The following is a 24,177-nucleotide window of genomic DNA, read 5'->3' as shown; positions in this document are numbered from 1 at the left end:
GGGAGGGAAAGGCGGGAAATGTGCGTCCGATCCCGCTTCGACAGCGGTCGATCAGGCGGGCGGATTGTACCCTGCTCGCGCCGACACGCGGCACATCCGGACCCGACGCGCCCCGCCCCGGGATTCAGGGGTCGGAAGCGGACTTCGGCGCGGCGTCGGGCTGGCGGCAACGATGCGGCCGTCATACTGGCCTTGATGCGGGCCTGCGTGCGACGCACGGCCGACAGGCAACCGGCGGCCGTGCGCACATGCGTCGGCCGCCGGCCAGGTTCAGGCGGTCGCGGCGCGCACCGCGTCGGCGATCGCCTCGGCGTGACGACTCGCGTCCGCCGCCTGCTCGGCCTCGACCATCACGCGCAGCACGGGCTCGGTGCCCGATGCGCGGATCAGTACGCGGCCGCTGCCGGCCAGCGCCTGTTCCGCGGCCTCGATCGCGGCGCGGATCGACGCATTGCCCTTCCAGTCCGCGCCGGGCTTCATCCGCACGTTGATCAGCTTCTGCGGGAACAGCGTGACGCCTTCGAGCATCTGCGCGAGCGTGCGGCCGCTGCGCTTCAGCGCCGCGAGCACCAGCAGCGCCGAGACGATACCGTCGCCGGTCGTATGGCGGTCGAGCGACAGGATGTGACCCGACCCTTCCGCGCCGAGCTGCCAGCCGTGCTCGCGCAGCTGCTCGAGCACGTAGCGGTCGCCGACCGCCGCGCGCACGAACTGCACGCCCTCGCGTTTCAACGCGACTTCGACGGCGAGATTCGTCATCAGCGTTCCCACCGCCCCTTCGACTTGACCGTTAGTCGCGATTCGGTCCTTGACCAGCACGTACAGCAGTTCGTCGCCGTTGAACAGCCGCCCGGTCGCGTCGACGACCTGCAGGCGGTCCGCGTCGCCGTCGAGCGCGATGCCGAGGTCGGCATGATTCGCCCGCACCGCGCGCACCAGCGCATCGGGCGCGGTCGCGCCGACGCCGTCGTTGATGTTGAAGCCGTTCGGCGCGACGCCGATCGGGATCACGTCCGCACCCAGTTCGTGGAACACGTGCGGCGCGACCTGGTACGCGGCGCCGTGCGCGCAGTCGACGACGAGCTTCATCCCGCGCAGGTCGAATGCCGCCGGGAACGTGCTCTTGCAGAACTCGATGTAGCGGCCGGCCGCGTCGTCGAGGCGGCGCGCCTTGCCGAGCCCGTCCGACGGCGCGCACTCGAGCGGCTTGCCGAGCCACGCCCCGATCGCGGCTTCGGTTTCGTCGGGCAGCTTGTTGCCGTCCGCCGAGAAGAACTTGATGCCGTTGTCGTGATACGGATTGTGCGACGCGCTGATCACGACGCCCGCCGACAGGCGCAGCGCGCGCGTCAGGTACGCGACGCCCGGCGTCGGCATCGGGCCGGCCAGCATCACGTCGACGCCGGCCGCGGAGAACCCCGCCTCCAGCGCCGCCTCGAGCATGTAGCCCGACACGCGCGTGTCCTTGCCGATCAGCACGGTCGGGCGCGCACCCGCTGCGACGTCAGCCGAGCCGGCCAGCACCTTGCCCGCCGCATAGCCGAGCCGCAATACGAAATCGGGCGTGATCGGCGCTTCGCCGACGGTGCCGCGGATGCCGTCCGTACCGAAGTATCGACGTCCCATAATGAGTGTTCCTCCTGTTTTGACTTATCGCTGCCGCGCGGCCCCGCGCACGGCATTCCAGATCTTCAGCGCGTCGACCGTTTCCGCGACGTCGTGCACCCGCACGATCGCGGCGCCCCGCTCCACTGCGCACAGCGCAGCCGCGACGCTCGCCGTGACGCGCTCGCTCGGCGGCTTGCCGCCGATCACCGCGCCGAGCATCGACTTGCGCGACATCCCCGCGAGAATCGGGTAAGGCCGGCCGTCGGGCCGCGCGGGCGTCGTATCGGGCAGCGCGGCGAGCAGCGCATAGTTGTGTTCGATCACCGCCTTGCCGAACCCGAAACCGGGGTCGACACAGATGCGTTCCGCCGCGACGCCGGCGTCCATCAATGCTTGCGCACGCTCGGCGAGGAAATCGCGCACGTCGGCGACCACGTCGCGATAGTCGGGCTCGTGCACCTGCATCGTCCGCGGCTCGCCGAGCATGTGCATCGCACACAGGCCGCAGTCGCCGTCGCGCACCGCGTCGATCGCGCCGGCCTGGCGAAAGCCCCAGATGTCGTTGATCAGGTCCGCGCCGGCGGCCAGCGCCGCGCGCATCACGGCTGGCTTGTAGGTATCGATCGACAACGGCACGTTCAGCGGACGCAAGGCCTCGACCAGCGGAATCACGCGCGCGAGCTCCTCGTCGAGCGGCACCGGCGGCGCGCCCGGGCGGGTCGATTCGCCGCCGATGTCGAGGATGTCGGCGCCGTCGGCAAGCATCCGCTCGGCCTGGCGCAGCGCATCGTCATGGGCGAGGAAGCGGCCGCCGTCGGAGAACGAGTCGGGCGTCGCGTTGAGGATGCCCATCACGAGCGGGCGTTCGAACGTCAGCGTGAAGCGGCCGCACCGGAGCGGCGCCGGAATGAATGTGGGGGATGCTGGATCGGACACGAGCAACAAACGTGGAATGAATGCAAAACGGGCCGGTGTGAAAGCCACACCAGCCCGTGAACGGTACGACAGCGGAGATTAGGCCGGCGACGCAGGCGCCGGCGCGTTGCCCGGCTTGACCTCGGCGCCGGTGCCGCCCGACGATGCATCGCCGCCGACGGTCGGCGAGCTCTTCGGCGAGCGCGGCGGACGGCCCTCCATGATGTCGTTGATCTGATCGGCGTCGATCGTCTCCCACTCCATCAGCGCGGCGGTCATCGCCTCGACCTTGTCGCGGTTCTCCTCCAGCAGGCGGCGAGCAAGGCTGTACTGGTCATCCAGCACGCGGCGGATTTCCGCATCGACCTTTTGCTGCGTCGCTTCCGAAATCGTCCGCGTGAAGCCGCGGCCGAACGGGCTTGCGTCGTTCTCGTCGTCGACATAGACCATCGGGCCGAGCGCGTCGGTCATGCCGAACCGGGCCACCATCGCACGCGCCGTCTGCGTCGCCTTGTTGAAGTCGTCCGACGCGCCGGTGCTGACGAGGTCCATGAACAGCTCTTCGGCCACGCGGCCACCGAACAGGATCGCGAGGCGGTCCAGCAGGTAGTCCTTCGAATATGTCTCGTTGTCGTGCTCCGGCAGCTGCCACGTGACGCCCAGCGCACGGCCGCGCGGGATGATCGTGACCTTGTGTACCGGATCGGCCTTCGGCAGCAGCTTCGCGATCACCGCGTGGCCCGACTCGTGGTAGGCGGTCGCGCGCTTCGCTTCCTCGCGGATCACCGCGGACTTGCGCTCCGGACCCATGAAGATCTTGTCCTTCGCGTCCTCGAAGTCCTGCATCTCGACGATGCGCTTGCCGCGACGCGCGGCGAACAGCGCCGCCTCGTTGACGAGGTTCGCGAGATCGGCGCCCGAGAAGCCCGGCGTGCCGCGCGCGATCACTGCCGCGTCGACGTCGTTCGCGATCGGCACCTTGCGCAGGTGGACGCGCATGATCTGCTCGCGGCCGCGGATGTCCGGCAGGCCGACGTAGACCTGGCGGTCGAAACGGCCCGGACGCAGCAACGCCTTGTCGAGCACGTCGGAACGGTTGGTCGCGGCGATCACGATCACGCCCGAATTCGCTTCGAAGCCGTCCATCTCGACGAGCATCTGGTTCAGCGTCTGCTCGCGCTCGTCGTTGCCGCCGCCCATGCCGGCGCCGCGATGACGGCCGACCGCGTCGATTTCGTCGATGAACACGATGCACGGCGCATGCTTCTTCGCCTGCTCGAACATGTCGCGCACGCGGGCCGCGCCGACGCCGACGAACATTTCGACGAAGTCGGAGCCCGAGATGCTGAAGAACGGCACCTTCGCTTCACCCGCGATCGCGCGGGCGAGCAACGTCTTGCCGGTGCCCGGAGGGCCGACCAGCAGCACGCCGCGCGGAATGCGGCCGCCAAGCTTCTGGAATTTCTGGGGATCGCGCAGGAAGTCGACGAGCTCGGACACTTCTTCCTTCGCTTCGTCGCAGCCCGCGACGTCGGAGAAGTTGACCGCGTTGTTGTTCTCGTCGATCAGCCGCGCGCGCGACTTGCCGAACGAGAATGCGCCGCCTTTGCCGCCGCCCTGCATCTGCCGCATCATGTAGAACCAGAAACCGATGATCAGGATCGTCGGCCCGAGATAGTACAGCGCGGACATCAGCGCGCTCGGCTCGTCGTCGGCCTTGCCGCTGACCTGCACGCCATACTTCATCAGATCGCCGACCATCCAGATGTCGCCGGGCGACACGATCTGGTATTTCTGGCCATCAGCCGGAGTGACGGTGAGGTTGCGCCCCTGCACGACGACAGTCTTGACCTTGCCGTTCTTGGCGTCGTCCATGAACTGCGAATAGGACACGCCTTCCTGGACGCGGGGCTTGTCGAACTGCTTGAACACCGTAAACAGCACCAGTGCAATCACCAGCCACACTGCTGCCTTCGAAAACATATTGTTGTTCAAAGCACCACTCCTTCACTCGTAGACGAGCGCCTACATTTTCCTTGCGGCGCCCCTCAGGCATTCTAATCCAGTCCGACCACCCCTGCCATAAGCATTGACAACCGTCGCGATAGCGAACGGCTTGTCTGGCAAGGGCCGGAGCCCGTTTACGGCCCCCGGCTCCGCGTCAGCGCGGATGCTTCAGGTGCCGCCCCAAGATGAACGTTTCGGACGATTTGTCGCGGGACGCCTTGGGCTTGCGCGGCGCGACAACCTTAAACTGCTGCTTGAATTTCTCGACAATCTGGCTGTAGCCGCTGCCGTGGAAGCACTTCACCAGCAGCGCGCCATCCGGCTTCAGATGATTCTGCGAGAATTCGAGCGCGAGATCGCATATGTGCTCGATGCGCGCCGCATCCGCGGAGGCGACCCCGGACAGGTTGGGGGCCATGTCGGAAATTACAAGGTCCACCGGCCGGCCTTCGAGGACGGCCTCCAGTTGATGAAGCACCTCGTCCTCGCGGAAGTCGCCCTGGATGAAGTGCACGTCGGCGATCGGCTCCATCGGCAGCATGTCGAGCGCGACGATCGTGCCGTCGATCCCGCCTTCGCGCGCCGCGTCGCGTTTCTTGCCCTGCGCGAGCTTGTTGCGCGCGTACTGGCTCCAGCTGCCGGGCGCCGCGCCGAGGTCGACGATCACCTGGCCGGGACGAATCAGCTTGTCCTGTTCGTCGATTTCCTTCAGTTTGTAAGCGGCGCGCGCGCGATAGCCCTCCCGCTGCGCCATTTTGACGTACGGGTCGTTGATGTGGTCGTGCAGCCAGTGCTGGTTGAAGCGGTTCTTTGCCATTCGAGAGAGAGATTACTGCCATTTGCTTCGTGAAGCCGCGCTTTTGGCGGATAATACGCGTCTTCTTCGCGCGGCTGCGGCCTCAATCAGGCCCAAGCCGCGATTTTACGTGGTTTCGGCGCGCGGCTGACACGGCAGATGCCGGTGTTGCGCGCCCTTATTTTGAATTCGACATTCCATGCCAGCCCTTTCGCTTACTCCCGCCGAGCGCTCCGCGCTGCGCTCCGAAGCCCATGCGCTCAAGCCCGTCGTGCTGATCGGCGCCGAGGGGCTCACCGACGCGGTCCTGAAGGAAATCAAGGTGCACCTCGACGCGCACCAGCTGATCAAGATCCGCGTGTTCGGCGACGAGCGCGACGCACGCATCGCGATCTACGACGAAATCTGCGACCGGCTGAACGCCGCGCCGATCCAGCATATCGGCAAGCTGCTCGTGATCTGGAAGCCCGAGGCAGCCGAGCCGGCGCCGGCTCGCGGCCGCCGCAGCGGCGCCCTGCCGAGCGCGGCCGAAGCCGCCGCCGACACGAAGGGCCGTGCACCGCGCACCGTGAAGGTCGTCAAGGTGTCGCCGAACGCGAGCCCGGTGCGCCGGCCGAAGCCGGTGAAGGTCACGGTGCGCGGCAACGAACGCGTGACCGCAGGCGGCACCGTCAAGCGCGCGAAAAAGCGCCAGGCGAGCACCAAGCGGCCGTTCCAGGACAAGTAAGCCCGTCCGGGCGCCCGGCCCGCGGCGCTTATGCGTCGCGCGCCGGCAACCGCCAGATCAGCATCAGCCCGAGCACGCTCTCGACCAGGTAGAACAGGCTCGAGACGCCGTGCAGCATCCCGAAGCGGCTCGCATACGGCGAGTTCGCGATGTCGGTGCCCGCCTCCATCGCGGCCACGCGCAGCGCGTTCATGAACGGCTGCAGCGCGAAATACCCGATCAGCACGCAGCCGATCATCGCCGCGAGAATCCACCGCACGCGGCGGTATTCGTCATGGCCGCGCCGCACCTGCTGGTTCGACAGCACGAGCAGCAGCACCCCGCACACCACACCGAGGACCGCTTCGATGCGGAACAGCTGGGCAGCCACCGAGCCGGCCGTCATTCGCTCCAGCGAACGAAACAGCACGGGCGCGACCGCATACCCGATCGTCAGCAGGCTGCCGACCCAGACGGCCGACAGCAGACGGAACACGCGATGCGGCATCGTGTCGCTCCGCGTCAGATGTAGCTGACCGAGATGATTTCGTATTCGCGCACGCCGCTCGGCGCCTGCACGGCCGCGACGTCGCCCTCGGACTTGCCGATCAGCGCACGCGCGATCGGCGAGCTGACCGAGATCAGGCCGTGATCGAGGTCTGCCTCGTCGTCGCCGACGATCTGGTACTTGACGGTGTCACCCGATTCGAGATCCTCGAGCTCGACCGTTGCCGCGAACACCACGCGGCCGTCGGCATCCAGCGAGGACGGATCGATGACCTGCGCGGCCGACAGCTTCGATTCGATTTCCGCGATGCGGCCCTCGATGAAGCCCTGCTTTTCCTTGGCTGCGTCGTATTCGGCGTTTTCGGACAGGTCGCCCTGTGCGCGCGCCTCCGCAATCGCATTGATCACGGCCGGCCGCTCGACGGACTTGAGGCGCTGCAATTCATCGCGCAGTTGGTCTGCGCCACGCTTTGTCAACGGAATGGTGCTCATAAACGGCTCAATCAATAAAACGGCTATAAAAAAAATCACCGCGATTAAGCGCATTCCCGATACACCGGGAACGCCGCTTAATCGCGGCACGTGTTGCTTCGACAGGTAACTGACCGCTTAGTTTAGGCGAGCGTGAAGACCTTGTAAATCATAGACTTCCAGGTTCTTCAGGTAGCGCAAGCCTTCGACGGCCGCGCGCGCGCCCGACATCGTCGTGTAGTACGTGACCTTGTGCGCCTGCGCGCTCATCCGGATCGAACGCGAATCGGCAATCGCCTGGCGGGTCTCGTCGACCGTCGTGAAAACGAGCGCGATTTCGCCGTTCTTGATCATGTCGACGATGTGCGGACGGCCGTCCTTCACCTTGTTGACGACCTTCACCGGCACGCCGGCCGCTTCGATCGCGGCTGCCGTGCCCTTCGTCGCGACGATCGGGTAGCCGAGGTCGTGCAGCATGCGCGCGACTTCGACCGCCTTCGGCTTGTCCGCGTCCATCACGGTCAACAGCACCGTGCCCGACTCCGGCAGGCGTGAACCGGCCGCGAGCTGCGACTTGAACAGCGCCTCGCCGAACGTCTGGCCGACGCCCATCACTTCACCGGTCGAACGCATTTCCGGTCCGAGCACCGGGTCGACGGTCGGGAACTTGACGAACGGGAACACCGCTTCCTTCACGCTGAAGTACGGCGGCTCGACTTCCTTCGTCACGCCCTGCTGCGCGAGCTTCTGGCCGACCATCGCGCGTGCCGCGATCTTCGCGAGCGGCAGGCTCGTCGCCTTCGACACGTACGGCACCGTGCGCGATGCGCGCGGGTTCACTTCCAGCACGTAGATGATGTCTTCCTTCGAGCCGTCAGCTTGCGGCACCTGCTGGATCGCGAACTGCACGTTCATCAGGCCGATCACGTTCAGCGCCTTCGCCATCGCGGCCGTCTGGCGCTTCAGCTCGACAACGGTTTCCTTCGACAGCGAGTACGGCGGCAGCGAGCATGCCGAGTCGCCCGAATGGACGCCCGCCTGCTCGATGTGCTCCATCACGCCGCCGATGAACACGGCTTCGCCGTCGCAGATGCAGTCGACATCGCACTCGATCGCGTCGTTCAGGAAGCGGTCGAGCAGCACCGGCGAATCGTTCGACACCTTCACGGCCTCGCGCATGTAGCGCTCGAGGTCGCGCGGCTCGTGGACGATTTCCATCGCACGGCCGCCCAGCACGTACGACGGGCGCACGACGAGCGGGTAGCCGATCTCGGCCGCCAGTGCGAGCGCTTCGTCTTCGGCGCGCGCGGTGCGGTTCGGCGGCTGGCGCAGGCCGAGGTCCTGCAGCAGCTTCTGGAAGCGTTCGCGGTCTTCGGCCGCGTCGATCATGTCCGGCGACGTGCCGATGATCGGCACGCCATGCGCCTCGAGATCGAGCGCGAGCTTCAGCGGCGTCTGGCCGCCGTACTGGACGATCACGCCGACCGGCTTTTCCTTGTCGACGATCTCGAGCACGTCCTCGAGCGTCAGCGGCTCGAAGTACAGGCGGTCGGACGTGTCATAGTCGGTCGACACCGTTTCCGGGTTGCAGTTGACCATGATGGTCTCGTAGCCGTCCTCGCGCATCGCGAGCGCCGCGTGCACGCAGCAGTAGTCGAACTCGATGCCCTGGCCGATCCGGTTCGGGCCGCCGCCCAGCACCATGATCTTCTTGTTGCTGGTCGGCTGCGCCTCGCACTCTTCCTCGTAGGTCGAGTACATGTAGGCCGTCTTCGTCGCGAACTCGGCCGCGCAGGTGTCGACGCGCTTGTAGACCGGGCGCACGTTCAGCTCGAGACGGCGCGCGCGCACGTCGGCCGGCGTCGCGCCGAGCAGCTTCGCGAGGCGGCGGTCGGAGAAGCCGCTCTGCTTCAGGTAGCGCAACTCGTCGAACGACAGCGACGCGACCGTGCGGCCCGCCAGCGCCTTTTCCTTCAGGACGATCTGCTCGATCTGCGCGAGGAACCACGGGTCGATCGCGGTTTCCGCGAAGATTTCCTCGGCCGTCATGCCGATGCGGAACGCGTCGCCGACATACCAGATGCGGTCCGGGCCCGGCTCGTGGATCTCGATCGCGATCTCGTCGCGGTCGGTCGACTTCTCGTCGAGACCGTCGACGCCGACCTCGAGGCCGCGCAGCGCCTTCTGGAACGATTCCTGGAACGTGCGGCCGATCGCCATCACTTCGCCGACCGACTTCATCTGCGTCGTCAGGCGCGAATCGGCTTCGCGGAACTTCTCGAACGCGAAGCGCGGGATCTTCGTGACGACGTAGTCGATCGTCGGCTCGAACGACGCCGGCGTCTGGCCGCCGGTGATCTCGTTCTTCAGCTCGTCGAGCGTGTAGCCGACCGCCAGCTTCGCCGCGACCTTCGCGATCGGGAAGCCGGTTGCCTTCGACGCGAGCGCCGACGAACGCGACACACGCGGGTTCATCTCGATGACGACCATGCGGCCGTCCTTCGGGTTGATCGAGAACTGCACGTTCGAGCCGCCGGTGTCGACGCCGATCTCGCGCAGCACCGCGAGCGATGCGTTGCGCAGGATCTGGTATTCCTTGTCGGTGAGCGTCTGCGCCGGCGCGACCGTGATCGAGTCGCCGGTGTGCACGCCCATCGGATCGAGGTTCTCGATCGAGCAGACGATGATGCAGTTGTCGGCGCGGTCGCGCACGACTTCCATCTCGTATTCCTTCCAGCCGAGCAGCGACTCTTCGATCAGCAGCTCGCGCGTCGGCGACAGGTCGAGGCCGCGCCGGCAGATCTCTTCGAACTCTTCGCGGTTATACGCGATGCCGCCGCCCGAGCCACCGAGCGTGAACGACGGACGGATCACGACCGGGTAGCCGCTGCCGCCGGTGGCCGCCATGATCTCGGCGTGCACCTGGGTCGCCTCTTCCATCGAGTGCGCGACGCCCGACTTCGCGGAGCCGAGACCGATCTTGGTCATCGCGTCCTTGAACTTCTGGCGGTCTTCCGCCTTGTCGATCGCCTCCGGCGACGCGCCGATCAGCTCGACGCCGAACTTCTCGAGCACGCCGTGGTGATGCAGGTCGAGCGCGCAATTCAGCGCGGTCTGGCCGCCCATCGTCGGCAGGATCGCGTCCGGGCGCTCCTTCTCGATGATGCGCGCGACGACTTCCCACGTGATCGGCTCGATGTAGGTCACGTCGGCCGTGTTCGGGTCGGTCATGATCGTCGCCGGGTTGCTGTTGACGAGGATGACCTTGTAGCCCTCCTCACGCAACGCCTTGCATGCCTGCGCGCCCGAATAGTCGAACTCGCACGCCTGGCCGATGATGATCGGGCCGGCGCCGATGATGAGGATGCTGTTGATGTCTGTGCGTTTTGGCATGGCTTGTAAATTCAATAAGTAATCGTTGTCGTGGGGCGGCCGACTGCGCTCAGCTCATCGTCGCGAGCGCCAGCTTCACCGAGAAGCCGATGAACAGCCCGCCCACGCTGCTCGCCGCGCCCGCCGCGAGCCTGCGGCGGCGGCGGAAATGCTCGGCGAGCCGCGCGCCCGCGAAGATCAGCGTGCTCAGGTACAGGAAGCTCGCGCACTGCGCGATCGCTCCGAGCACGAAGAACGGCAGCGCGGGATGCGGGAACGCCGGATCGACGAACTGGATGAAAAACGAGATGAAGAACAGGATCGCCTTCGGGTTCAGGAGGCTCACGACCAGCGCCTTGCGGAACGGTCGGTCGCCGTCGACCGCACGCGGCGTGTCGGCTACCGCACCGGCCGGCGCGCGCAGCTTGCGCCACGCGCCGCGCAGCATCCCGGCGCCGATGTAGAGCAGATACGCGGCGCCGCCGTACTTGACGACCGAGAACAGCAGCGGATTCGCCTTCAGCAGCGACGCGACGCCGGCGGCGGACAGCACCATCAGCACCGTGTCGCCGAGGAACACGCCACAGGCCGCGCGATAGCCGGCCTTTACGCCGCGCTGCGCCGCGAGCGACAGCACGTACATCGAGTTCGGCCCCGGCAACAGGATGATGAAGACCACGCCGATGACGTAGGTCCAGAGATCCGTGATGCCGAGTGCATGACCGAACATGATGCGAGCCTCCCGCTTCCGGGCAAGTTAAGCGCTGCGCTGCTTCGCCGCGTCCATCAGCGCGGTGAAGCGGTCGAACAGGTAGCCGATGTCGTGCGGGCCCGGCGACGCTTCCGGGTGGCCCTGGAAGCAGAACGCCGGCTTGTCGGTCAGCTCGAAGCCCTGCAGCGTGCCGTCGAACAGCGACACGTGCGTCGCGCGCGCGTTGGCCGGCAGCGAATCGGCGTCGACCGCGAACCCGTGGTTCTGCGACGTGATCACCACGCGGCCGTCGCCGAGATCCTTCACCGGGTGGTTCGCGCCGTGGTGGCCCGTCTTCATCTTGAGCGTCTTCGCGCCGACCGCGAGGCCCATGATCTGGTGGCCGAGGCAGATGCCGAAGGTCGGCACGCCGCGCTCGATGAATTCCTTCGTGGCCGCGATCGCGTAGTCGCACGGCTCCGGATCGCCGGGGCCGTTCGACAGGAAGACGCCGTCCGGATTCAGCGCGAGCGCATCCGCCGCGCTCGCCTGCGCCGGCAGCACCGTCACGTGGCAGCCGCGCTCCGCGAGCATGCGCAGGATGTTGTACTTGACGCCGAAGTCGTACGCGACGACGCGGTACTTCGGCGCTTCCTGCATCCCGTAGCCGCTGCCGAGCTTCCATTCGGTCTGCTTCCACTCGAACGGCTTGGCGGTCGACACGACCTTCGCGAGATCCATGCCGGCGAGGCCCGGGAACGAGCGCGCGAGCTCGATCGCCTTCACCTCGTCGGTCGAGCCGGCGAGGATGCAGCCGTTCTGCGCGCCCTTGTCGCGCAGGATGCGGGTCAGCTTGCGGGTATCGATGCCGGCGATCGCGACGACGCCTTCGTCGCGCAGGTAGTCGCCGAGCGTGCGGTCCATGCGGAAGTTCGATGCGAGATCGGGCAGGTCGCGCACGATCAGGCCGGCGGCATGGACTTTCGTCGCTTCGACGTCCTCGGCGTTCACGCCGACGTTGCCGATATGCGGATAGGTGAGCGTAACGATCTGCCGCGCGTAGCTCGGATCAGTCAGGATTTCCTGATAGCCGGTGATCGCGGTATTGAACACGACTTCGCCGATCGTATGGCCAGCGGCACCGATCGAATAACCACGAAAGACCGTGCCGTCGGCGAGTGCAAGCAAAGCGGGAGAAAAAGACGGCAACACGGGAGGCTCCTTGGGGAACACCCTGCTGCCGACCTGTCTACCCTGCCGCGCAAGCGTCGCGCTGCGTGGACGCGCGCGTTGGCTTGCGTCACGCGCCTGGCGGTGTCGAGTCGCGAAACCGGCGCGCAGCGTGCGGGGTTTCGCGGCATCGCCCGACAGGCGGCGTGCGGCGGAGGAACGGGATGAGTGAGGTAGGCGCTAGGGTGCGAGGTTGATCAGCACAAACTTTCAAATTATAGCGTGAAAATGACCCTGCTTTCAATGCCACGGGCCGCCGATTCCATTGATCACGCGCCTTTCTTCTTTTTCAGTGCCCGGGCCTTCCGGCGTCCGTCGCGCACGCTGCGGCCCCGTTTCCGGAACCACGTCACGCTCCAGCGTACCCCTCTATCGGCTCGCTTGACCAGAGGCGACCACCGGCGCGGGCCACGCGTACCAGACCGCGCTTGCGACCTGCAGCACGAGCAGCACGCTCCACGCGGCGAGGTGCGCGGCGGCCGGATAGCGGCCGTCGACCGCCGGCCAGTGCGACAGCACCGCGCCGACGCCAATCTGGAACGCGAAGATCAGCACGAAGATCACGAGCGTCAGCGTCGTGTTCGCGCGACCGATCAGGTGTGCAGGGAAATGCCCGGCCATCACTGCGTAGGTCAGGATCCCGACCCCGCCGAACATCCCGTACGCGGCCCACAGCACCGCCGCCGGCAGCGGCGCGCGCACGACGATCGCGACCTGCGTCGCGACGAACAGCGCCATCCCGACGCCGCAGAACGCATAGACGGACACGCCGCGCCGCTCCAGCGCCCGCGCGGCGGCGCCGAACCCGACGCAGCCGGCCATCATCGCGAAACCGAGCACCGACACGAGGCGCGCGGCGTGCTGCGCATCGAACCCGGCGACGTCGCGCAGGTACGGCCCGACCCACAGCGACTGCATCGCGTAGAACACGCCCTGCGTGACGACCGAGAACGACCCGATCTTCCAGAACGCGCGGCTCGACAGAATGTGCCAGGTGCCCTTGAACTGGCTGACGAGCCCGCCCTGGTGGCGGGTCTGCTTCGGATTGGGCGCGCCGAGCCAGATCGCGGCCGCGACCGCGAGCGTCATCACCGCGAGCCCGGCGCACACCGCGCGCCAGCTCGTCCAGCCGAGCAGCCAGGTGAGCGGCGAGCCGACCACCACGCCGCCGAAGCCGCCGACCGCCATCACGAGCCCGTTGACGAGCGGCAGCCGGCCGATCGGGAAATGCTCGGCGAGCGCCTTGAACGCCGCGCCGAGACAGACGGATACGCCGACACCGATCAGCAGCCGGCCGGCCATCATCGCGCCGAGGCCATGCGCGGCGCCGAACACCGCGGCGCCCGCGGCCGCGAACAGCAGCATGCCCGCCGCCACGCGGCGCGAGCCGAAATGGTCGAGCAGCACGCCGGCCGGGATCTGCGCACCGGCGAAGCCGAGGAAATAGAGACTGGTGAGCAGGCCGAGGTCGGCGGCCGACAGCCCGAGTTCATGCGTGACGAACGGCGCGAAGCCGAGATTGACGCCGCGAAACACGTAGGACACGAAATACCCGAGCGCGAACAGCCCGAGCACCCTCACCTGCACCGACGACATGGCCTCTCCCTTTGTCCTCTGTCATGTTGCGCGGCCGCGCGCCGCGCACAAACGAAAACGCCGTCACCTCGGTGACGGCGTTTCGTCGGATGATACGACATCCGGGCCGCGCGGGCGACTGCCCGCGCGCCTGCTTACTTCTTCTTGCCCTTGTGGGGCGCGGCCGCCTTCGCCTTCGCCGCCGGCTTCGCGGCGCCGCGCTTCGCGCCGCGCGCGGCCTTGCCGCCGGTAGACAGGCTCGCGCGCTCGACGCGCGCGCCGCCGACCGACGTCGCGATCTTCTCGGGCCCCGGCTCCGCCGGCACCGCGCGGCCGACCGGCACGTGCAGCACGAGCGCCTGGCCCGGCATCGCGAGGTCGCGATGCGTGCGGTTCCACGCCTTCAGCTGGCCGACCGACACGCCGTAGCGGCTCGCGATCGCCGCCATCGACTGCTTGCGGCGCACGCGGATCAGCATCTTGCGCGTGTCCGGCACGTCGGGCTCCATCGCCAGCACGCCGTTTTCCGCGACGTCCGCGCTGATGTCCTCGTCATCGTCGTCGCCGCGCGGCACGACGATCGTCGAACCCGGCTTCAGGCGCATGCCGGCGGGAATCTTGTTCACCGACATCAGCGTATCCGCGTCGACGCCGATCTTCTCGGCGATCGCCGCCGGACGCGCGCGCTCGGTGACCGTATAGGTGGTCCACGACGACAGCTGGCCGTCGTACGACTTCAGGCTCTTCTCGAACGCCGACGCGTTGTCGAACGGCAGCAGGATCTGCGGCTCGGTCGCGCCGAGGATCACCGGCTTCGCGAACGACGGGTTGAGCGACTTGAATTCGTCGAGCGGCAGGTTCGCGAGCTTCGCGGCGACCGTCACGTCGATGTCGCGCGACGTCGTGACCGTCACGAAATACGGGTGGTTCGGGATGTCCGGCAGCGCGAGGCCGTACTGCTGCGGATTCGCGATGATGTTCTTGACCGCCTGCAGCTTCGGCACGTAGTTGCGCGTCTCGTTCGGTATCCGCAGGCTCAGGTAGTCGGTCGGCAGGCCGGCCGCCTGGTTGCGCGCGATCGCGCGCTGCAGGTTGCCCTCGCCCCAGTTGTACGCGGCCAGCGCGAGATACCAGTCGCCGAACATGTCATGCAGGCGCGACAGGTAGTCGAGCGCCGCGCTCGTCGACGCGAGCACGTCGCGCCGCTCGTCCTGCCACATGTTCCGCTTCAGGTTGTACGTGCGGCCGGTGCCCGGCATGAACTGCCACATGCCCGCCGCCTTCGCGACCGACAGCGCCTGCGGGTTGTAGGCCGACTCGATGAACGGCAGCAGCGCGAGCTCGGTCGGCATGTGGCGCGACTCGAGCTCCTCGACGATGTGATACAGGTACTTCTGCGAACGCTCGGTCATGCGCTGCACATAATCCGGGCGCTGCGTATACCAGGTGGTCTGCATGTCGACGAGGTCGGTCTGCAGGTCGGGCATCTGGAAACCGCGGCGGATGCGCGCCCACAGATCGGAGTCGGCGCTGGTCAGGTCGCCGACCGACTGCTTGTCGACGTCGACGGTTTCTTTGGCGGTGGCGGACTTGCGCAGGTAGGTTGACGTCGCCTCGGCATCGGCGGCGGAATTGGCGACAGGTCCCTGGCTCGCGCACGCGGCGAGCAGCAGGACCAGCATCGCGCTCAATAAAAGTCGCATGAAAATCTCGGCTTCCGACGGCTGAAAATTGCAGGCGATACTACGGAAGTGCGTGCTTCACGTCAATAAAAACACCGAAAACTCAGCGAAATCCGATATTTGGTGCAAATTTTACAGACTCCGGTTGAGCTTTGGAGTCCTCCGGAAAACTTTCATCGGAACCGGTTTTTCCACTCCCGCAGCAGCCTGAACGCAGTCAGGCGATCCGGCACCGATTCATGCAACTGCGCTTCGAGCGTCGCCTGGATCTCCGCGCTGTCCGCGCGCAGGAACGGATTCACTGCGCGCTCGTGGGCAATCGTCGTCGGCAGCGTCGGCACGCCGCGCGCCCGGCGCTCGGCCGCCTCGTCGCGCCACGCCGCGAGCGCCGCGTTGCCCGGCTCGCACGCGAGCGCGAAGCGGATGTTCGACAGCGTGTACTCGTGCGCGCAGTGCACGCGCGTGTCGCCCGGCAGCGCCGCGAGCGCGTCGAGCGACTCGAGCATCTGCGCGGGCGTGCCCTCGAACAGGCGGCCACAGCCGCACGAGAACAGCGTGTCGCCGCAGAACACGTGCGGCGCCGCGGCGCCGTGACCGGCCGCCTGGAAGTAAGCAATGTGGCCGCGCGTATGGCCGGGCACGTCGAGCACGTCGAACGCCAGCGCAGGCGCATCGAGCGTCACCCGGTCGCCGCCGCGCAGCGGGTGCGTGACCACGCCGATTTCCTCGCCGGCCGGGCCGTAAACGGCAAGCGGCGCATCGTCCGGCTGGCTATCGATCAGGTCGGTGACACCACCGACATGGTCGGCATGGTGGTGGGTGAGTAAAATAGCGGTCAACCGCCAGCCTCTTTCGGAGAGAGCCCGGCGCACCGGAGCGGCTTCGCCCGGATCGACGGCGATCGCTTCGCTGCCGTCCGACACGAGCCAGATGTAGTTGTCCTCGAATGCCGGTACCGGCATGTATTCCAGCTCGTTCATGGGCGTGCATTCATCGCTATGTCTGATCGACAAATTATAGACTGGCCCGCCTGGACCGACTCGCCTCCCGGCCGCTACGTGCTGGGCTGGGAGCAGGCGCAGCTCGACCGCGTCGTGTCCGACGTGTTCGGGTTCCACGCGCTGCAGCTCGGGCTGCCGCAACTCGACGCGCTGCGCGAGAACCGCATGCCGTATCGCGGCCTCGTGCTCGATCCGGCGAGCGGCGCAAGCGCGCCCTACCAGTATCCGCTGGCGCGCGAGGCGCACGCGCCCGACCATGCGCCGTCCGGTCGCAGCACCACGTGGTGCGACCTGCTCGACCTGCCGTTCGAGTCGCAGAGCGTCGACCTGATCGTGATGCCGCATACGCTCGAGTTCACGTCCGATCCGCACCGCCTGCTGCGCGAGGCCGAACGCGTGCTGATGCCGGAGGGCCAGCTCGTGATCACCGGCTTCAATTCGCTCAGCCTGTGGGGGATGCGTCAGTCGTTCGGCAAAATGGCGAACCGGCCGTTCGTGCCGGCTGCGCGCGACCAGATCGCGTTCATCCGGCTGAAGGACTGGATCAAGCTGCTCGGCTTCGACCTCGAACGCGGCCGCTTCGGCTGCTATCGGCCGCCGCTCGTCTCCGACCAATGGCTCGCCCGCTACGGCTTCATGGAGGCCGCGGGCGACCGCTGGTGGCCAATTTTCGGCGCCGTCTACATGGTGACGGCCGTCAAGCGCGTGCGCGGCATGCGCCTCGTCGGCCAGATCAAGGTGAAAAAGCCCGTGCTCGCGCCGGGCCTCACGCCGGCGGCCTCCCCGACCACCCATCAAGAACAGTCATGACAACCGATACCATCGACATCTATACCGACGGCGCCTGCAAGGGCAACCCCGGCCCCGGCGGCTGGGGCGCGCTGCTGCGCTACGGCGACCGCGAAAAGGAAATGTTCGGCGGCGAGCCGAACACGACCAACAACCGCATGGAGCTGATGGCCGTGATCGCCGCGCTCGAGGCGCTGAAGCGCGAATGCCGCGTAGTCGTGCACACCGATTCGCAGTACGTGCAGAAAGGCATCAGCGAGTGGATCCACGGCTGGAAGAAGAAAGGCTGGGTCACCGCGTCGAAGACGCCCGTGAAGAACGCCGACCTCTGGAAGCGGCTCGACGCGGTCGTCGCGCAGCACCAGGTCGAATGGCGCTGGGTCAAGGGCCACGCCGGCCACCCGGAGAACGAGCGCGCGGACGCGCTCGCGAACCGCGGCGTCGAATCGCTCGCAGCCTGACCGTCCCTCCGTTTTCCGCTGATATTTCCGACATGCGCCAGATCATTCTCGATACCGAAACCACCGGCCTGAACCCCCGCACGGGCGACCGCCTCATCGAAATCGGCTGCGTCGAGCTGCTGAACCGGCGGCTCACCGGCAACAACCTGCACTTCTACGTGAACCCCGAGCGCGACAGCGATCCGGGTGCGCTGGCGGTGCACGGCCTCACGACCGAATTCCTCAGCGACAAGCCGAAGTTCGCGGAAGTCGCCGACCAGATCCGCGACTTCGTCAAGGACGCGGAGCTGATCATCCACAACGCGCCGTTCGACCTCGGCTTCCTCGACGCCGAATTCGCGCGGCTCGACCTGCCGCCGTTCACCGAGCATTGCGGGGGCGTGATCGACACGCTCGTGCAGGCCAAGCAGATGTTCCCCGGCAAGCGCAACTCGCTCGACGCGCTGTGCGACCGCTTCGGCATCAGCAACGCGCACCGGACGCTGCACGGCGCACTGCTCGACTCGGAACTGCTCGCCGAGGTGTACCTCGCGATGACGCGCGGCCAGGACAGCCTCGTCATCGACATGCTCGACGACGACGCGGCCGACGGCGGCGCGGCCAACGGCCAGCGCGTGTCGCTCGCGTCGCTCGACCTGCCGGTGCCGGCCGCGAGCGACGACGAGCTCGCCGCGCACCAGGCCCAGCTCGACGGCCTCGACAAGGCGGTCAAGGGCACCTGCGTGTGGCGCCAGGCGCCGGCGGCCGGCGACGCGTCGTAACACGGCCGCCCCGCGGCCGGGCGCTCACGCGCGCGGCTGCAGCGCGATGACGGCCATCCCGGCCAGCGCGAGCAGCGCGCCGGCGGCGTCCCAGCGGGTCAGCGCGACGCCGTCGACCGCGCGCAGCCACACGAGCGCAACCGCGATGTACATCCCGCCGTACGCGGCGTAGGTGCGCCCCGCCGCGCTCGGATGCAGCGTCAGCAGCCACGCGAACAGCGCGAGCGACACCGCCGCGGGCGCCAGCAGCCACACCGGCCGCCCCGCCTTCAGCACGAGCCACGGCAGGTAACAGCCGACGATTTCGGCCAGCGCGGTGGCGGCGAACAGCGCCGCGACTTTCATCAGTTCAGACATCCCGGATCCTCATCGTTTCGGCCCCTCTGGCGGGGCCTGCACGGCCCCGCCGCGCGCCGCCGATCATACCGGAGCGAGCCCCGCCACACGGGCATTTCGCGGCAATTTGCACGATCATCCGTCATCGTGCTATCATGTCGCCTGTTTCAACATTCAATCTCTGTCATTTCGATTTTGAGGGAAGTTCGTCCGCGTTTTGCGGGCCGGCGCTTCGCTCGAAATTGCATCCACAGGAAAGCACGCCCGTCGGGCCTGTTTTTCTCGTTTCACGCGCCCTCCCGGGGCGTCTGCCGCACGCATCACGCGGCTCCTTCTTCATGAGCGCCATGTCGCAACGGCCCGCCGGGCCCGCGCCGAAGCAGCCCCTTTCGCAGTAAGCGCTTAATGGCCTGCCCCGACGCGACGCGTGCGACACCGCGCTTGCCGGCAAACCGTGTCGGACGTCCGCGTCCGGCGCAGTCAAAGGAGTGCATGACCTTGACCGCAACGCACGTCAGCCCGACCGCTGCTTCTTCCACCCCGTCGTCCGACGACGCCCCACTTGCCGCCGACGACATTACCGTCGTCGACCAGAGCCTCCTGAAGCGCGCCGTGAGCGCGATGGCCATCGGCAATGCGATGGAATGGTTCGATTTCGGCGTCTACAGCTACATCGCCGTCACGCTCGGCAAGGTGTTCTTCCCGTCCAGCAGCCCGTCCGCGCAGTTGCTCGCGACCTTCGGCACGTTCGCCGCGGCATTCCTCGTGCGCCCGCTCGGCGGCATGGTGTTCGGCCCGCTCGGCGACCGCATAGGCCGCCAGCGCGTGCTCGCGATGACGATGATCATGATGGCCGTCGGCACCTTCGCGATCGGCCTGATCCCGAGCTACGCGTCGATCGGCATCATGGCGCCCGTGCTGCTGCTCGTCGCCCGCCTCGTGCAGGGCTTCTCGACCGGCGGCGAATACGGCGGCGCCGCGACCTTCATCGCCGAGTTCTCGACCGACAAGCGCCGCGGCTTCATGGGCAGCTTCCTCGAGTTCGGCACGCTGATCGGCTACGTGCTGGGCGCGGGCGTCGTCGCGCTGCTGACGGCGTCGCTGTCGCAGGAGGCACTGCTGTCGTGGGGCTGGCGCGTGCCGTTCCTGATCGCGGGCCCGCTCGGCCTGATCGGCCTCTACATCCGGATGAAGCTCGAGGAAACGCCCGCGTTCAAGCGCCAGGCCGAGGCCCGCGAAGCGCAGGACAAGGCCGTGCCGAAGGCGCGCTTCCGCGAGACGCTGCTCGCCAACTGGCGCGCGCTGCTGCTGTGCGTCGGCCTCGTGCTGATCTTCAACGTGACCGACTACATGGTGCTGTCGTACCTGCCGAGCTTCATGTCGTCGACGCTGCATTTCGACGAATCGCACAGCCTGGTGCTGGTGCTGCTCGTGATGGTGCTGATGATGCCGCTGACGCTCGCCGCCGGCCGCCTGTCCGACAAGGTCGGCCGCAAGCCCGTGATGCTCGCCGGCTGCGTCGGCCTGCTCGCGCTGTCGATCCCGTCGATGATGCTGATCCACACCGGCACCATGGCGGCCGTGTTCGGCGGCCTGCTGATGCTCGGCGTGCTGCTGTCGTGCTTCACGGGCGTGATGCCGTCGGCGCTGCCGGCGCTGTTCCCGACCGAAATCCGCTACGGCGCGCTCGCGATCGGCTTCAACGTGTCGGTGTCGCTGTTCGGCGGCACGACGCCGCTCGTGACCGCGTGGCTCGTCGACACGACCGGCAACCTGATGATGCCCGCGTATTACATGATGGGCGCCGCGATGATCGGCATCGTGTCGGTGCTGGCGCTGGCCGAAACCGCCCGCCAGCCGCTCAAGGGCTCGCCGCCGGCCGTCGCGTCGCGCCGCGAAGCGCATCAGCTCGCGCGCCAGCTGCGCGACGACGAAGACGACGTGGGCATTTACAGCGTGGCATCCACCGCGCGCGCCTGAACGCGCTGCCCCAAATGACAGGCCCCGGCATTGCCGGGGCCCGATCGAACGGCCGGTTGCCCGGCCCGAACGCCCGACCGGCGCTGCGCCGGCCGGGCTTTTTCATGCTTGCCGCACCGCCGCGTTCATGCGTGCGCGTCGCAATGACGGCAGAAGATCAGCGCACGAGAGCGCGACACCGCCGCCTGCGCGCCGCGCGCCGCGACGATCAGGCCGACCTGCGAGAGATTGAAATCGCGCTCGACCATCAGCTGCGTCAGCGCGGCAAGCGGCAACACGACGGACGGGTGGAACAGGCTCGATTCGATCAGGGCTTTCATCGTCAACTCCATCAGGCAACGCGGTATCCGATGGAGTGAATTCTAGGGACGACCGAGGTCCGGATAAATCGCCTGAAAGCGAAGTCACTTGTCAGCTGCGGTAAACAATCGACGTGACAATCGCCGGATCAGCGGCACGGCGGGGAGGAACCATGCCCCCCGATCCCATGCGTGCGCTAGTCGAGCGGCGTCTCGACGAACGCCGGCAGCGCCTCCGCACGCGCCGAATGCGCTGCGAGCGCAGGATAACGGGCCGGATCGATTCGGGCGAGCGCCGGATAGTCGGCCGCCATGAACTGCGTGAAGCGCCACGCGACCGCGACCGTCACGTCGGCCTGCATCACGCGCGCGCCGCCGAGCCAGCCGTCCACGCCCGCAACTTGCTTTTCCAGCTCGCCGTACGCCGCCTCGAGCTGGCCGAGCACGCGGTCGAGCCACGGCTGGTGCTGCTTGTCAGCCGGACGCAGGCCGTGCTCGTAGACGACCTGCACCGTCTTCTCCGCCGCCGCCAGCGCGAAGCCGACCGGCACGAGCGCGCGCAGCCGCGCGTCGGGCGCCTCGGGCAGCAGGCGCCGCTCAAGCGCGACGAGGTGATCGAAATAGTCGACGATCAGGGACGAATCGACCAGTATCGCGCCGTCGTCGGCGACGAGCGTCGGCGCCTTGACGACCGGGTTGATCGACTTGAACGTGTCGAATTGCCGGAACACCGACACCGACTGGTGTTCGAACGGCAGGTCGAGCAGCTTCGCCGAAATCGCGGCGCGCCGCACGAACGGGGAATCCAGCATGCCGATCAGCTTCATCGCAAAAACTCCGCTTGAGGGAATGGGACCGACGACTGTAGCAGCGTCCGGCGCATGCGCCTAGCGCGGCCACGGCCGCGCGGCGCGAACCCGGTACAAACGCGGCCCCCGCCGCGCACGAACAGTGGCCATAATGCAGGTTCGCCCATCGTCACCGGAAGGTTCGCCATGTGGTATGCCCTGTTCGAACAGCAGCGGCAATGGCTGCGCACCTGGCGCGCCGTTACCCGGGACGCATTCGACGCGTGGCCGGTGGCGCCGCTGCCGCACGCCGCGTCGTCGTGCTACGCCGACCTGTTCGAGCCCCTGCTCGGCCCGGCGGCCGACCCGCCGCCATTCGCGATCGGGTCGGGCGACGTCGCCGAGCGCCTCGTCGCCCGGACGCCGTTCTGCAGCCTGCACCGCTTTTCGCGCGACGCGCGGGCGGCCCGCGCCGTGCTGCTGTGCGCACCGCTCGCCGGCCACGCGGCCGTGATGATGCGGGAGACCGTCGAGGCGCTGCTCGACGACGGCGACGTCTGCATCACCGACTGGGCCAACGCGCGTGACGTGCCGCCCGCCGCGGGCCGCTTCGGCCTCGACGAATACGTGGCGATGCTGGACGGGTTCGTCGAGTCCCTCGCGCACGACGGCCGGCCGCTGCACGTCGTCGCCGTCTGCCAGGCCACGTTCCCGGCGCTGGGCGCCCTCGCGCTGCGCGCGCAGCGCGGGCTCGCGCCGCCGGCGAGCATCACGCTGGTCGGCGGGCCGCTCGACGCGCGGCGCAATCCGAGCACGCTCGGCATCGCGGCCGCGTCGCACTCGCTCGACTGGTGCCGCCGGCATCTGATCGACGTCGTGCCGGCCGGGTTCGCCGGGCACGGCCGGCACGTGTTTCCAACCTACCTGCAGCAGGCCGAGATCGCGATCGTCTACCCGCACCGCTACCTGTCGCTGCTCGACCGCTACACGCAGGCGGCATGGCGCCTGGATGGGCGCGCGATGACGGACGCGCGCCGCGCGCTGCACGAATACACCGCGCTGCTCGACATGCCCGCCGAATACTTTCTGGATACCGTCGACATCGTGTTCCAGCGCGCGTGTCTCGCGCTGGGCGCATGGCGCGTGCGCGACGTCCCTGTCGACCCGGCCGCGCTGCGCGCCACGACGCTGCTGACGGTCGAGGGCACCCGCGATGCCGTCACCGGCGCCGGGCAGACGCATGCCGCGCATGCGCTCTGCAGCGGTCTCGCGCCCGGCGAGCGGCATCGGCTCGACGTCGACGAATGCGATCATTACGGGCTGTTCACGGGCGCGCGCTGGCTCGACGACGTGCATCCGGCGCTGCAGGCCGTGTTCGCGCAGGCCGAGACGCCGCGCGCGACGCGGCACTGAGCCGGGCATCAAGCCGGTATCAAGCAGGCGCCGCTCCGCCGTCCGGCGCGCGGCGCGCCGCGTCGAGCAGTACGCGCACCTCGTCGTCGCTCGTCTGCTCGAAATGCGCGTAGAACTGGCTGATCCCGAAGAACGACAGCGGATGCGACACCACGACGAACGCGTCGGCCAGATCGTCGAACTTGCGCTGCACGCCGGCGGGCGCGACCGGCGCCGCGGCCACCACGCGGGCCGGGCGGCGCTCGCGCAGCGCCTGCAGCGCCTGCAACGCGACACGCATCGATGCGCCGGTCGCGATGCCGTCGTCGACGACGATCACCGTGCGCCCTTCGATCGGCACCGGCGGCCACGCGCCGCGGTACAGCGCCTCGCGGCGCTGCAGTTCGACGGTTTCGCGCGCGATCACGTCGGCGAGCTGCGCGTCCGACACGTCCATCGACCCGATCACCGAGCGCTGCAGATAGATCGCGCCGCCGGTCGCGATCGCGCCCATCGCGAGCTCGGGATCGTACGGCACGCCGAGCTTGCGCACGACCAGCACGTCGAGCGGCGCGTCCAGCGCGCGGGCGACCGGAAACGCGACCGGCACGCCGCCGCGCGGCAACGCGAGCACCACGACGTCGGTGCGCCCCGCGTACTCGTGCAATGCGTCGGCGAGCTGGCGGCCCGCATCGGCGCGATCGAGAAAACGATCCATCACGATCCGCCCCTTCCGTTCGCCGGCGCCCGATCGCGCATGCGCTGCGATCACGCCGACGTTACGTCAATGAGCATGGTGCATGCGATCCG

General features: G+C 67.7%; 22 protein-coding genes. 6 read left to right on the top strand and 16 right to left on the bottom strand.

Going from position 1 to position 24,177, the window contains the following annotated elements:
- Positions 1–270 precede the first annotated feature (270 nt).
- From glmM to B7P44_RS06660, 4 genes are all read right to left on the bottom strand, one after another.
- Entirely contained in the window at positions 271–1,626 is a 1,356-nt protein-coding gene (gene glmM / locus B7P44_RS06675; RefSeq protein ID WP_084902030.1) for a phosphoglucosamine mutase, read from the bottom strand.
- Positions 1,627–1,650: 24 nt separating this feature from the next.
- Positions 1,651–2,550: a dihydropteroate synthase gene (gene folP, locus B7P44_RS06670; RefSeq protein ID WP_088511474.1), complete on the bottom strand. Its 900-nt coding sequence runs from the start codon at positions 2,548–2,550 to the stop codon at positions 1,651–1,653.
- Positions 2,551–2,622: 72 nt separating this feature from the next.
- Positions 2,623–4,518: an ATP-dependent zinc metalloprotease FtsH gene (gene ftsH / locus B7P44_RS06665; RefSeq protein WP_084902028.1), complete on the bottom strand. Its 1,896-nt coding sequence runs from the start codon at positions 4,516–4,518 to the stop codon at positions 2,623–2,625.
- Between the two features lie 166 nt (positions 4,519–4,684).
- Positions 4,685–5,347, bottom strand: coding sequence for an RlmE family RNA methyltransferase (locus B7P44_RS06660; RefSeq protein WP_084902025.1), 663 nt, complete (start codon positions 5,345–5,347; stop codon positions 4,685–4,687).
- A gap of 178 nt (positions 5,348–5,525) precedes the next feature.
- Here B7P44_RS06660 and B7P44_RS06655 point away from each other — a divergent pair, with 178 nt between their 5' ends.
- A complete protein-coding gene (locus B7P44_RS06655; RefSeq protein WP_084902023.1) occupies positions 5,526–6,053 on the top strand; it encodes a YhbY family RNA-binding protein in 528 nt (175 codons plus the stop codon).
- 28 nt (positions 6,054–6,081) lie between these two features.
- Here B7P44_RS06655 and B7P44_RS06650 read toward each other — a convergent pair whose 3' ends face one another.
- The 8 genes from B7P44_RS06650 to gloB form a co-directional block, all read right to left on the bottom strand.
- Positions 6,082–6,540, bottom strand: a complete 459-nt coding sequence (locus B7P44_RS06650) for a DUF4149 domain-containing protein (protein WP_084902020.1) — start codon at positions 6,538–6,540, stop codon at positions 6,082–6,084.
- A 14-nt stretch (positions 6,541–6,554) separates the two neighbouring features.
- A complete protein-coding gene (gene greA, locus B7P44_RS06645; protein WP_084902018.1) occupies positions 6,555–7,031 on the bottom strand; it encodes a transcription elongation factor GreA in 477 nt (158 codons plus the stop codon).
- Positions 7,032–7,148: 117 nt separating this feature from the next.
- Positions 7,149–10,403, bottom strand: a complete 3,255-nt coding sequence (gene carB / locus B7P44_RS06640; protein ID WP_084902015.1) for a carbamoyl-phosphate synthase large subunit — start codon at positions 10,401–10,403, stop codon at positions 7,149–7,151.
- A gap of 49 nt (positions 10,404–10,452) precedes the next feature.
- Positions 10,453–11,112, bottom strand: a complete 660-nt coding sequence (gene leuE / locus B7P44_RS06635; protein ID WP_084902013.1) for a leucine efflux protein LeuE — start codon at positions 11,110–11,112, stop codon at positions 10,453–10,455.
- 27 nt (positions 11,113–11,139) lie between these two features.
- A complete protein-coding gene (carA, locus tag B7P44_RS06630) occupies positions 11,140–12,285 on the bottom strand; it encodes a glutamine-hydrolyzing carbamoyl-phosphate synthase small subunit (protein WP_084902010.1) in 1,146 nt (381 codons plus the stop codon).
- 387 nt (positions 12,286–12,672) lie between these two features.
- Positions 12,673–13,899: an MFS transporter gene (locus B7P44_RS06620; protein ID WP_084902008.1), complete on the bottom strand. Its 1,227-nt coding sequence runs from the start codon at positions 13,897–13,899 to the stop codon at positions 12,673–12,675.
- A 134-nt stretch (positions 13,900–14,033) separates the two neighbouring features.
- Positions 14,034–15,581, bottom strand: a complete 1,548-nt coding sequence (locus tag B7P44_RS06615; RefSeq protein WP_084902005.1) for a transglycosylase SLT domain-containing protein — start codon at positions 15,579–15,581, stop codon at positions 14,034–14,036.
- Positions 15,582–15,733: 152 nt separating this feature from the next.
- Entirely contained in the window at positions 15,734–16,540 is an 807-nt protein-coding gene (gloB, locus tag B7P44_RS06610; RefSeq protein WP_084902001.1) for a hydroxyacylglutathione hydrolase, read from the bottom strand.
- A gap of 18 nt (positions 16,541–16,558) precedes the next feature.
- Between gloB and B7P44_RS06605 the strand changes: the two genes are divergently transcribed.
- Genes B7P44_RS06605 through dnaQ form a run of 3 tightly spaced genes read left to right on the top strand, consistent with a single transcriptional unit; the run spans position 16,559 to position 18,572 of the window.
- Entirely contained in the window at positions 16,559–17,371 is an 813-nt protein-coding gene (locus B7P44_RS06605) for a class I SAM-dependent methyltransferase (RefSeq protein WP_084901998.1), read from the top strand.
- Complete coding sequence (rnhA, locus tag B7P44_RS06600) at positions 17,368–17,811, top strand: ribonuclease HI (RefSeq protein ID WP_084901996.1); 444 nt, start codon at positions 17,368–17,370, stop codon at positions 17,809–17,811. The genes B7P44_RS06605 and rnhA overlap by 4 nt, the downstream gene beginning before the upstream one ends.
- 32 nt (positions 17,812–17,843) lie before the next feature.
- Positions 17,844–18,572: a DNA polymerase III subunit epsilon gene (dnaQ, locus tag B7P44_RS06595; protein ID WP_084901993.1), complete on the top strand. Its 729-nt coding sequence runs from the start codon at positions 17,844–17,846 to the stop codon at positions 18,570–18,572.
- 24 nt (positions 18,573–18,596) lie between these two features.
- On the opposite strand, the gene B7P44_RS06590 is transcribed toward dnaQ, so the two are convergent.
- Entirely contained in the window at positions 18,597–18,929 is a 333-nt protein-coding gene (locus tag B7P44_RS06590) for a YnfA family protein (RefSeq protein ID WP_084901991.1), read from the bottom strand.
- 471 nt (positions 18,930–19,400) lie between these two features.
- Here B7P44_RS06590 and proP point away from each other — a divergent pair, with 471 nt between their 5' ends.
- Positions 19,401–20,888, top strand: coding sequence for a glycine betaine/L-proline transporter ProP (gene proP, locus B7P44_RS06580; RefSeq protein ID WP_084901989.1), 1,488 nt, complete (start codon positions 19,401–19,403; stop codon positions 20,886–20,888).
- A 125-nt stretch (positions 20,889–21,013) separates the two neighbouring features.
- Here proP and B7P44_RS06575 read toward each other — a convergent pair whose 3' ends face one another.
- Positions 21,014–21,208, bottom strand: coding sequence for a hypothetical protein (locus tag B7P44_RS06575; protein WP_084906476.1), 195 nt, complete (start codon positions 21,206–21,208; stop codon positions 21,014–21,016).
- Positions 21,209–21,384: 176 nt separating this feature from the next.
- Positions 21,385–22,014 carry a glutathione S-transferase gene (locus B7P44_RS06570; protein ID WP_084901986.1) on the bottom strand — a complete coding sequence of 210 codons (630 nt, stop codon included), beginning with the start codon at positions 22,012–22,014 and terminating at the stop codon, positions 21,385–21,387.
- A gap of 168 nt (positions 22,015–22,182) precedes the next feature.
- Here B7P44_RS06570 and B7P44_RS06565 point away from each other — a divergent pair, with 168 nt between their 5' ends.
- On the top strand, positions 22,183–23,388 hold the full coding sequence (locus B7P44_RS06565) for a polyhydroxyalkanoate depolymerase (RefSeq protein ID WP_084901984.1): 1,206 nt from the start codon (positions 22,183–22,185) through the stop codon (positions 23,386–23,388).
- A 19-nt stretch (positions 23,389–23,407) separates the two neighbouring features.
- On the opposite strand, the gene B7P44_RS06560 is transcribed toward B7P44_RS06565, so the two are convergent.
- The gene (locus tag B7P44_RS06560; RefSeq protein WP_193834358.1) at positions 23,408–24,085 is read right to left on the bottom strand and encodes a phosphoribosyltransferase; all 678 of its coding nucleotides are present in this window, start codon (positions 24,083–24,085) and stop codon (positions 23,408–23,410) included.
- Positions 24,086–24,177: the final 92 nt, after the last annotated feature.

This window comes from Burkholderia ubonensis subsp. mesacidophila (genome assembly GCF_002097715.1).
In the GTDB taxonomy this organism is placed as follows: Bacteria; Pseudomonadota; Gammaproteobacteria; order Burkholderiales; family Burkholderiaceae; genus Burkholderia; species Burkholderia mesacidophila.
This window is presented reverse-complemented; position numbering and strand designations above follow the sequence as displayed.

Excerpts from the sequence above, each read along its gene's own strand:
- proP (WP_084901989.1), top strand. The coding sequence starts at position 19,401 with ATGACCTTGACCGCAACGCACGTCAGCCCGACCGCTGCTTCTTCCACC.
- B7P44_RS06575 (WP_084906476.1), bottom strand. The coding sequence starts at position 21,208 with ATGAAAGCCCTGATCGAATCGAGCCTGTTCCACCCGTCCGTCGTGTTG.
- gloB (WP_084902001.1), bottom strand. The coding sequence starts at position 16,540 with ATGAACGAGCTGGAATACATGCCGGTACCGGCATTCGAGGACAACTAC.
- leuE (WP_084902013.1), bottom strand. The coding sequence starts at position 11,112 with ATGTTCGGTCATGCACTCGGCATCACGGATCTCTGGACCTACGTCATC.
- B7P44_RS06650 (WP_084902020.1), bottom strand. The coding sequence starts at position 6,540 with ATGCCGCATCGCGTGTTCCGTCTGCTGTCGGCCGTCTGGGTCGGCAGC.
- B7P44_RS06655 (WP_084902023.1), top strand. The coding sequence starts at position 5,526 with ATGCCAGCCCTTTCGCTTACTCCCGCCGAGCGCTCCGCGCTGCGCTCC.
- dnaQ (WP_084901993.1), top strand. The coding sequence starts at position 17,844 with ATGCGCCAGATCATTCTCGATACCGAAACCACCGGCCTGAACCCCCGC.
- B7P44_RS06605 (WP_084901998.1), top strand. The coding sequence starts at position 16,559 with ATGTCTGATCGACAAATTATAGACTGGCCCGCCTGGACCGACTCGCCT.
- carB (WP_084902015.1), bottom strand. The coding sequence starts at position 10,403 with ATGCCAAAACGCACAGACATCAACAGCATCCTCATCATCGGCGCCGGC.
- B7P44_RS06660 (WP_084902025.1), bottom strand. The coding sequence starts at position 5,347 with ATGGCAAAGAACCGCTTCAACCAGCACTGGCTGCACGACCACATCAAC.
- B7P44_RS06615 (WP_084902005.1), bottom strand. The coding sequence starts at position 15,581 with ATGCGACTTTTATTGAGCGCGATGCTGGTCCTGCTGCTCGCCGCGTGC.
- B7P44_RS06620 (WP_084902008.1), bottom strand. The coding sequence starts at position 13,899 with ATGTCGTCGGTGCAGGTGAGGGTGCTCGGGCTGTTCGCGCTCGGGTAT.
- B7P44_RS06560 (WP_193834358.1), bottom strand. The coding sequence starts at position 24,085 with ATGGATCGTTTTCTCGATCGCGCCGATGCGGGCCGCCAGCTCGCCGAC.
- B7P44_RS06590 (WP_084901991.1), bottom strand. The coding sequence starts at position 18,929 with ATGTCTGAACTGATGAAAGTCGCGGCGCTGTTCGCCGCCACCGCGCTG.
- glmM (WP_084902030.1), bottom strand. The coding sequence starts at position 1,626 with ATGGGACGTCGATACTTCGGTACGGACGGCATCCGCGGCACCGTCGGC.
- B7P44_RS06565 (WP_084901984.1), top strand. The coding sequence starts at position 22,183 with ATGTGGTATGCCCTGTTCGAACAGCAGCGGCAATGGCTGCGCACCTGG.
- B7P44_RS06570 (WP_084901986.1), bottom strand. The coding sequence starts at position 22,014 with ATGAAGCTGATCGGCATGCTGGATTCCCCGTTCGTGCGGCGCGCCGCG.
- rnhA (WP_084901996.1), top strand. The coding sequence starts at position 17,368 with ATGACAACCGATACCATCGACATCTATACCGACGGCGCCTGCAAGGGC.
- greA (WP_084902018.1), bottom strand. The coding sequence starts at position 7,031 with ATGAGCACCATTCCGTTGACAAAGCGTGGCGCAGACCAACTGCGCGAT.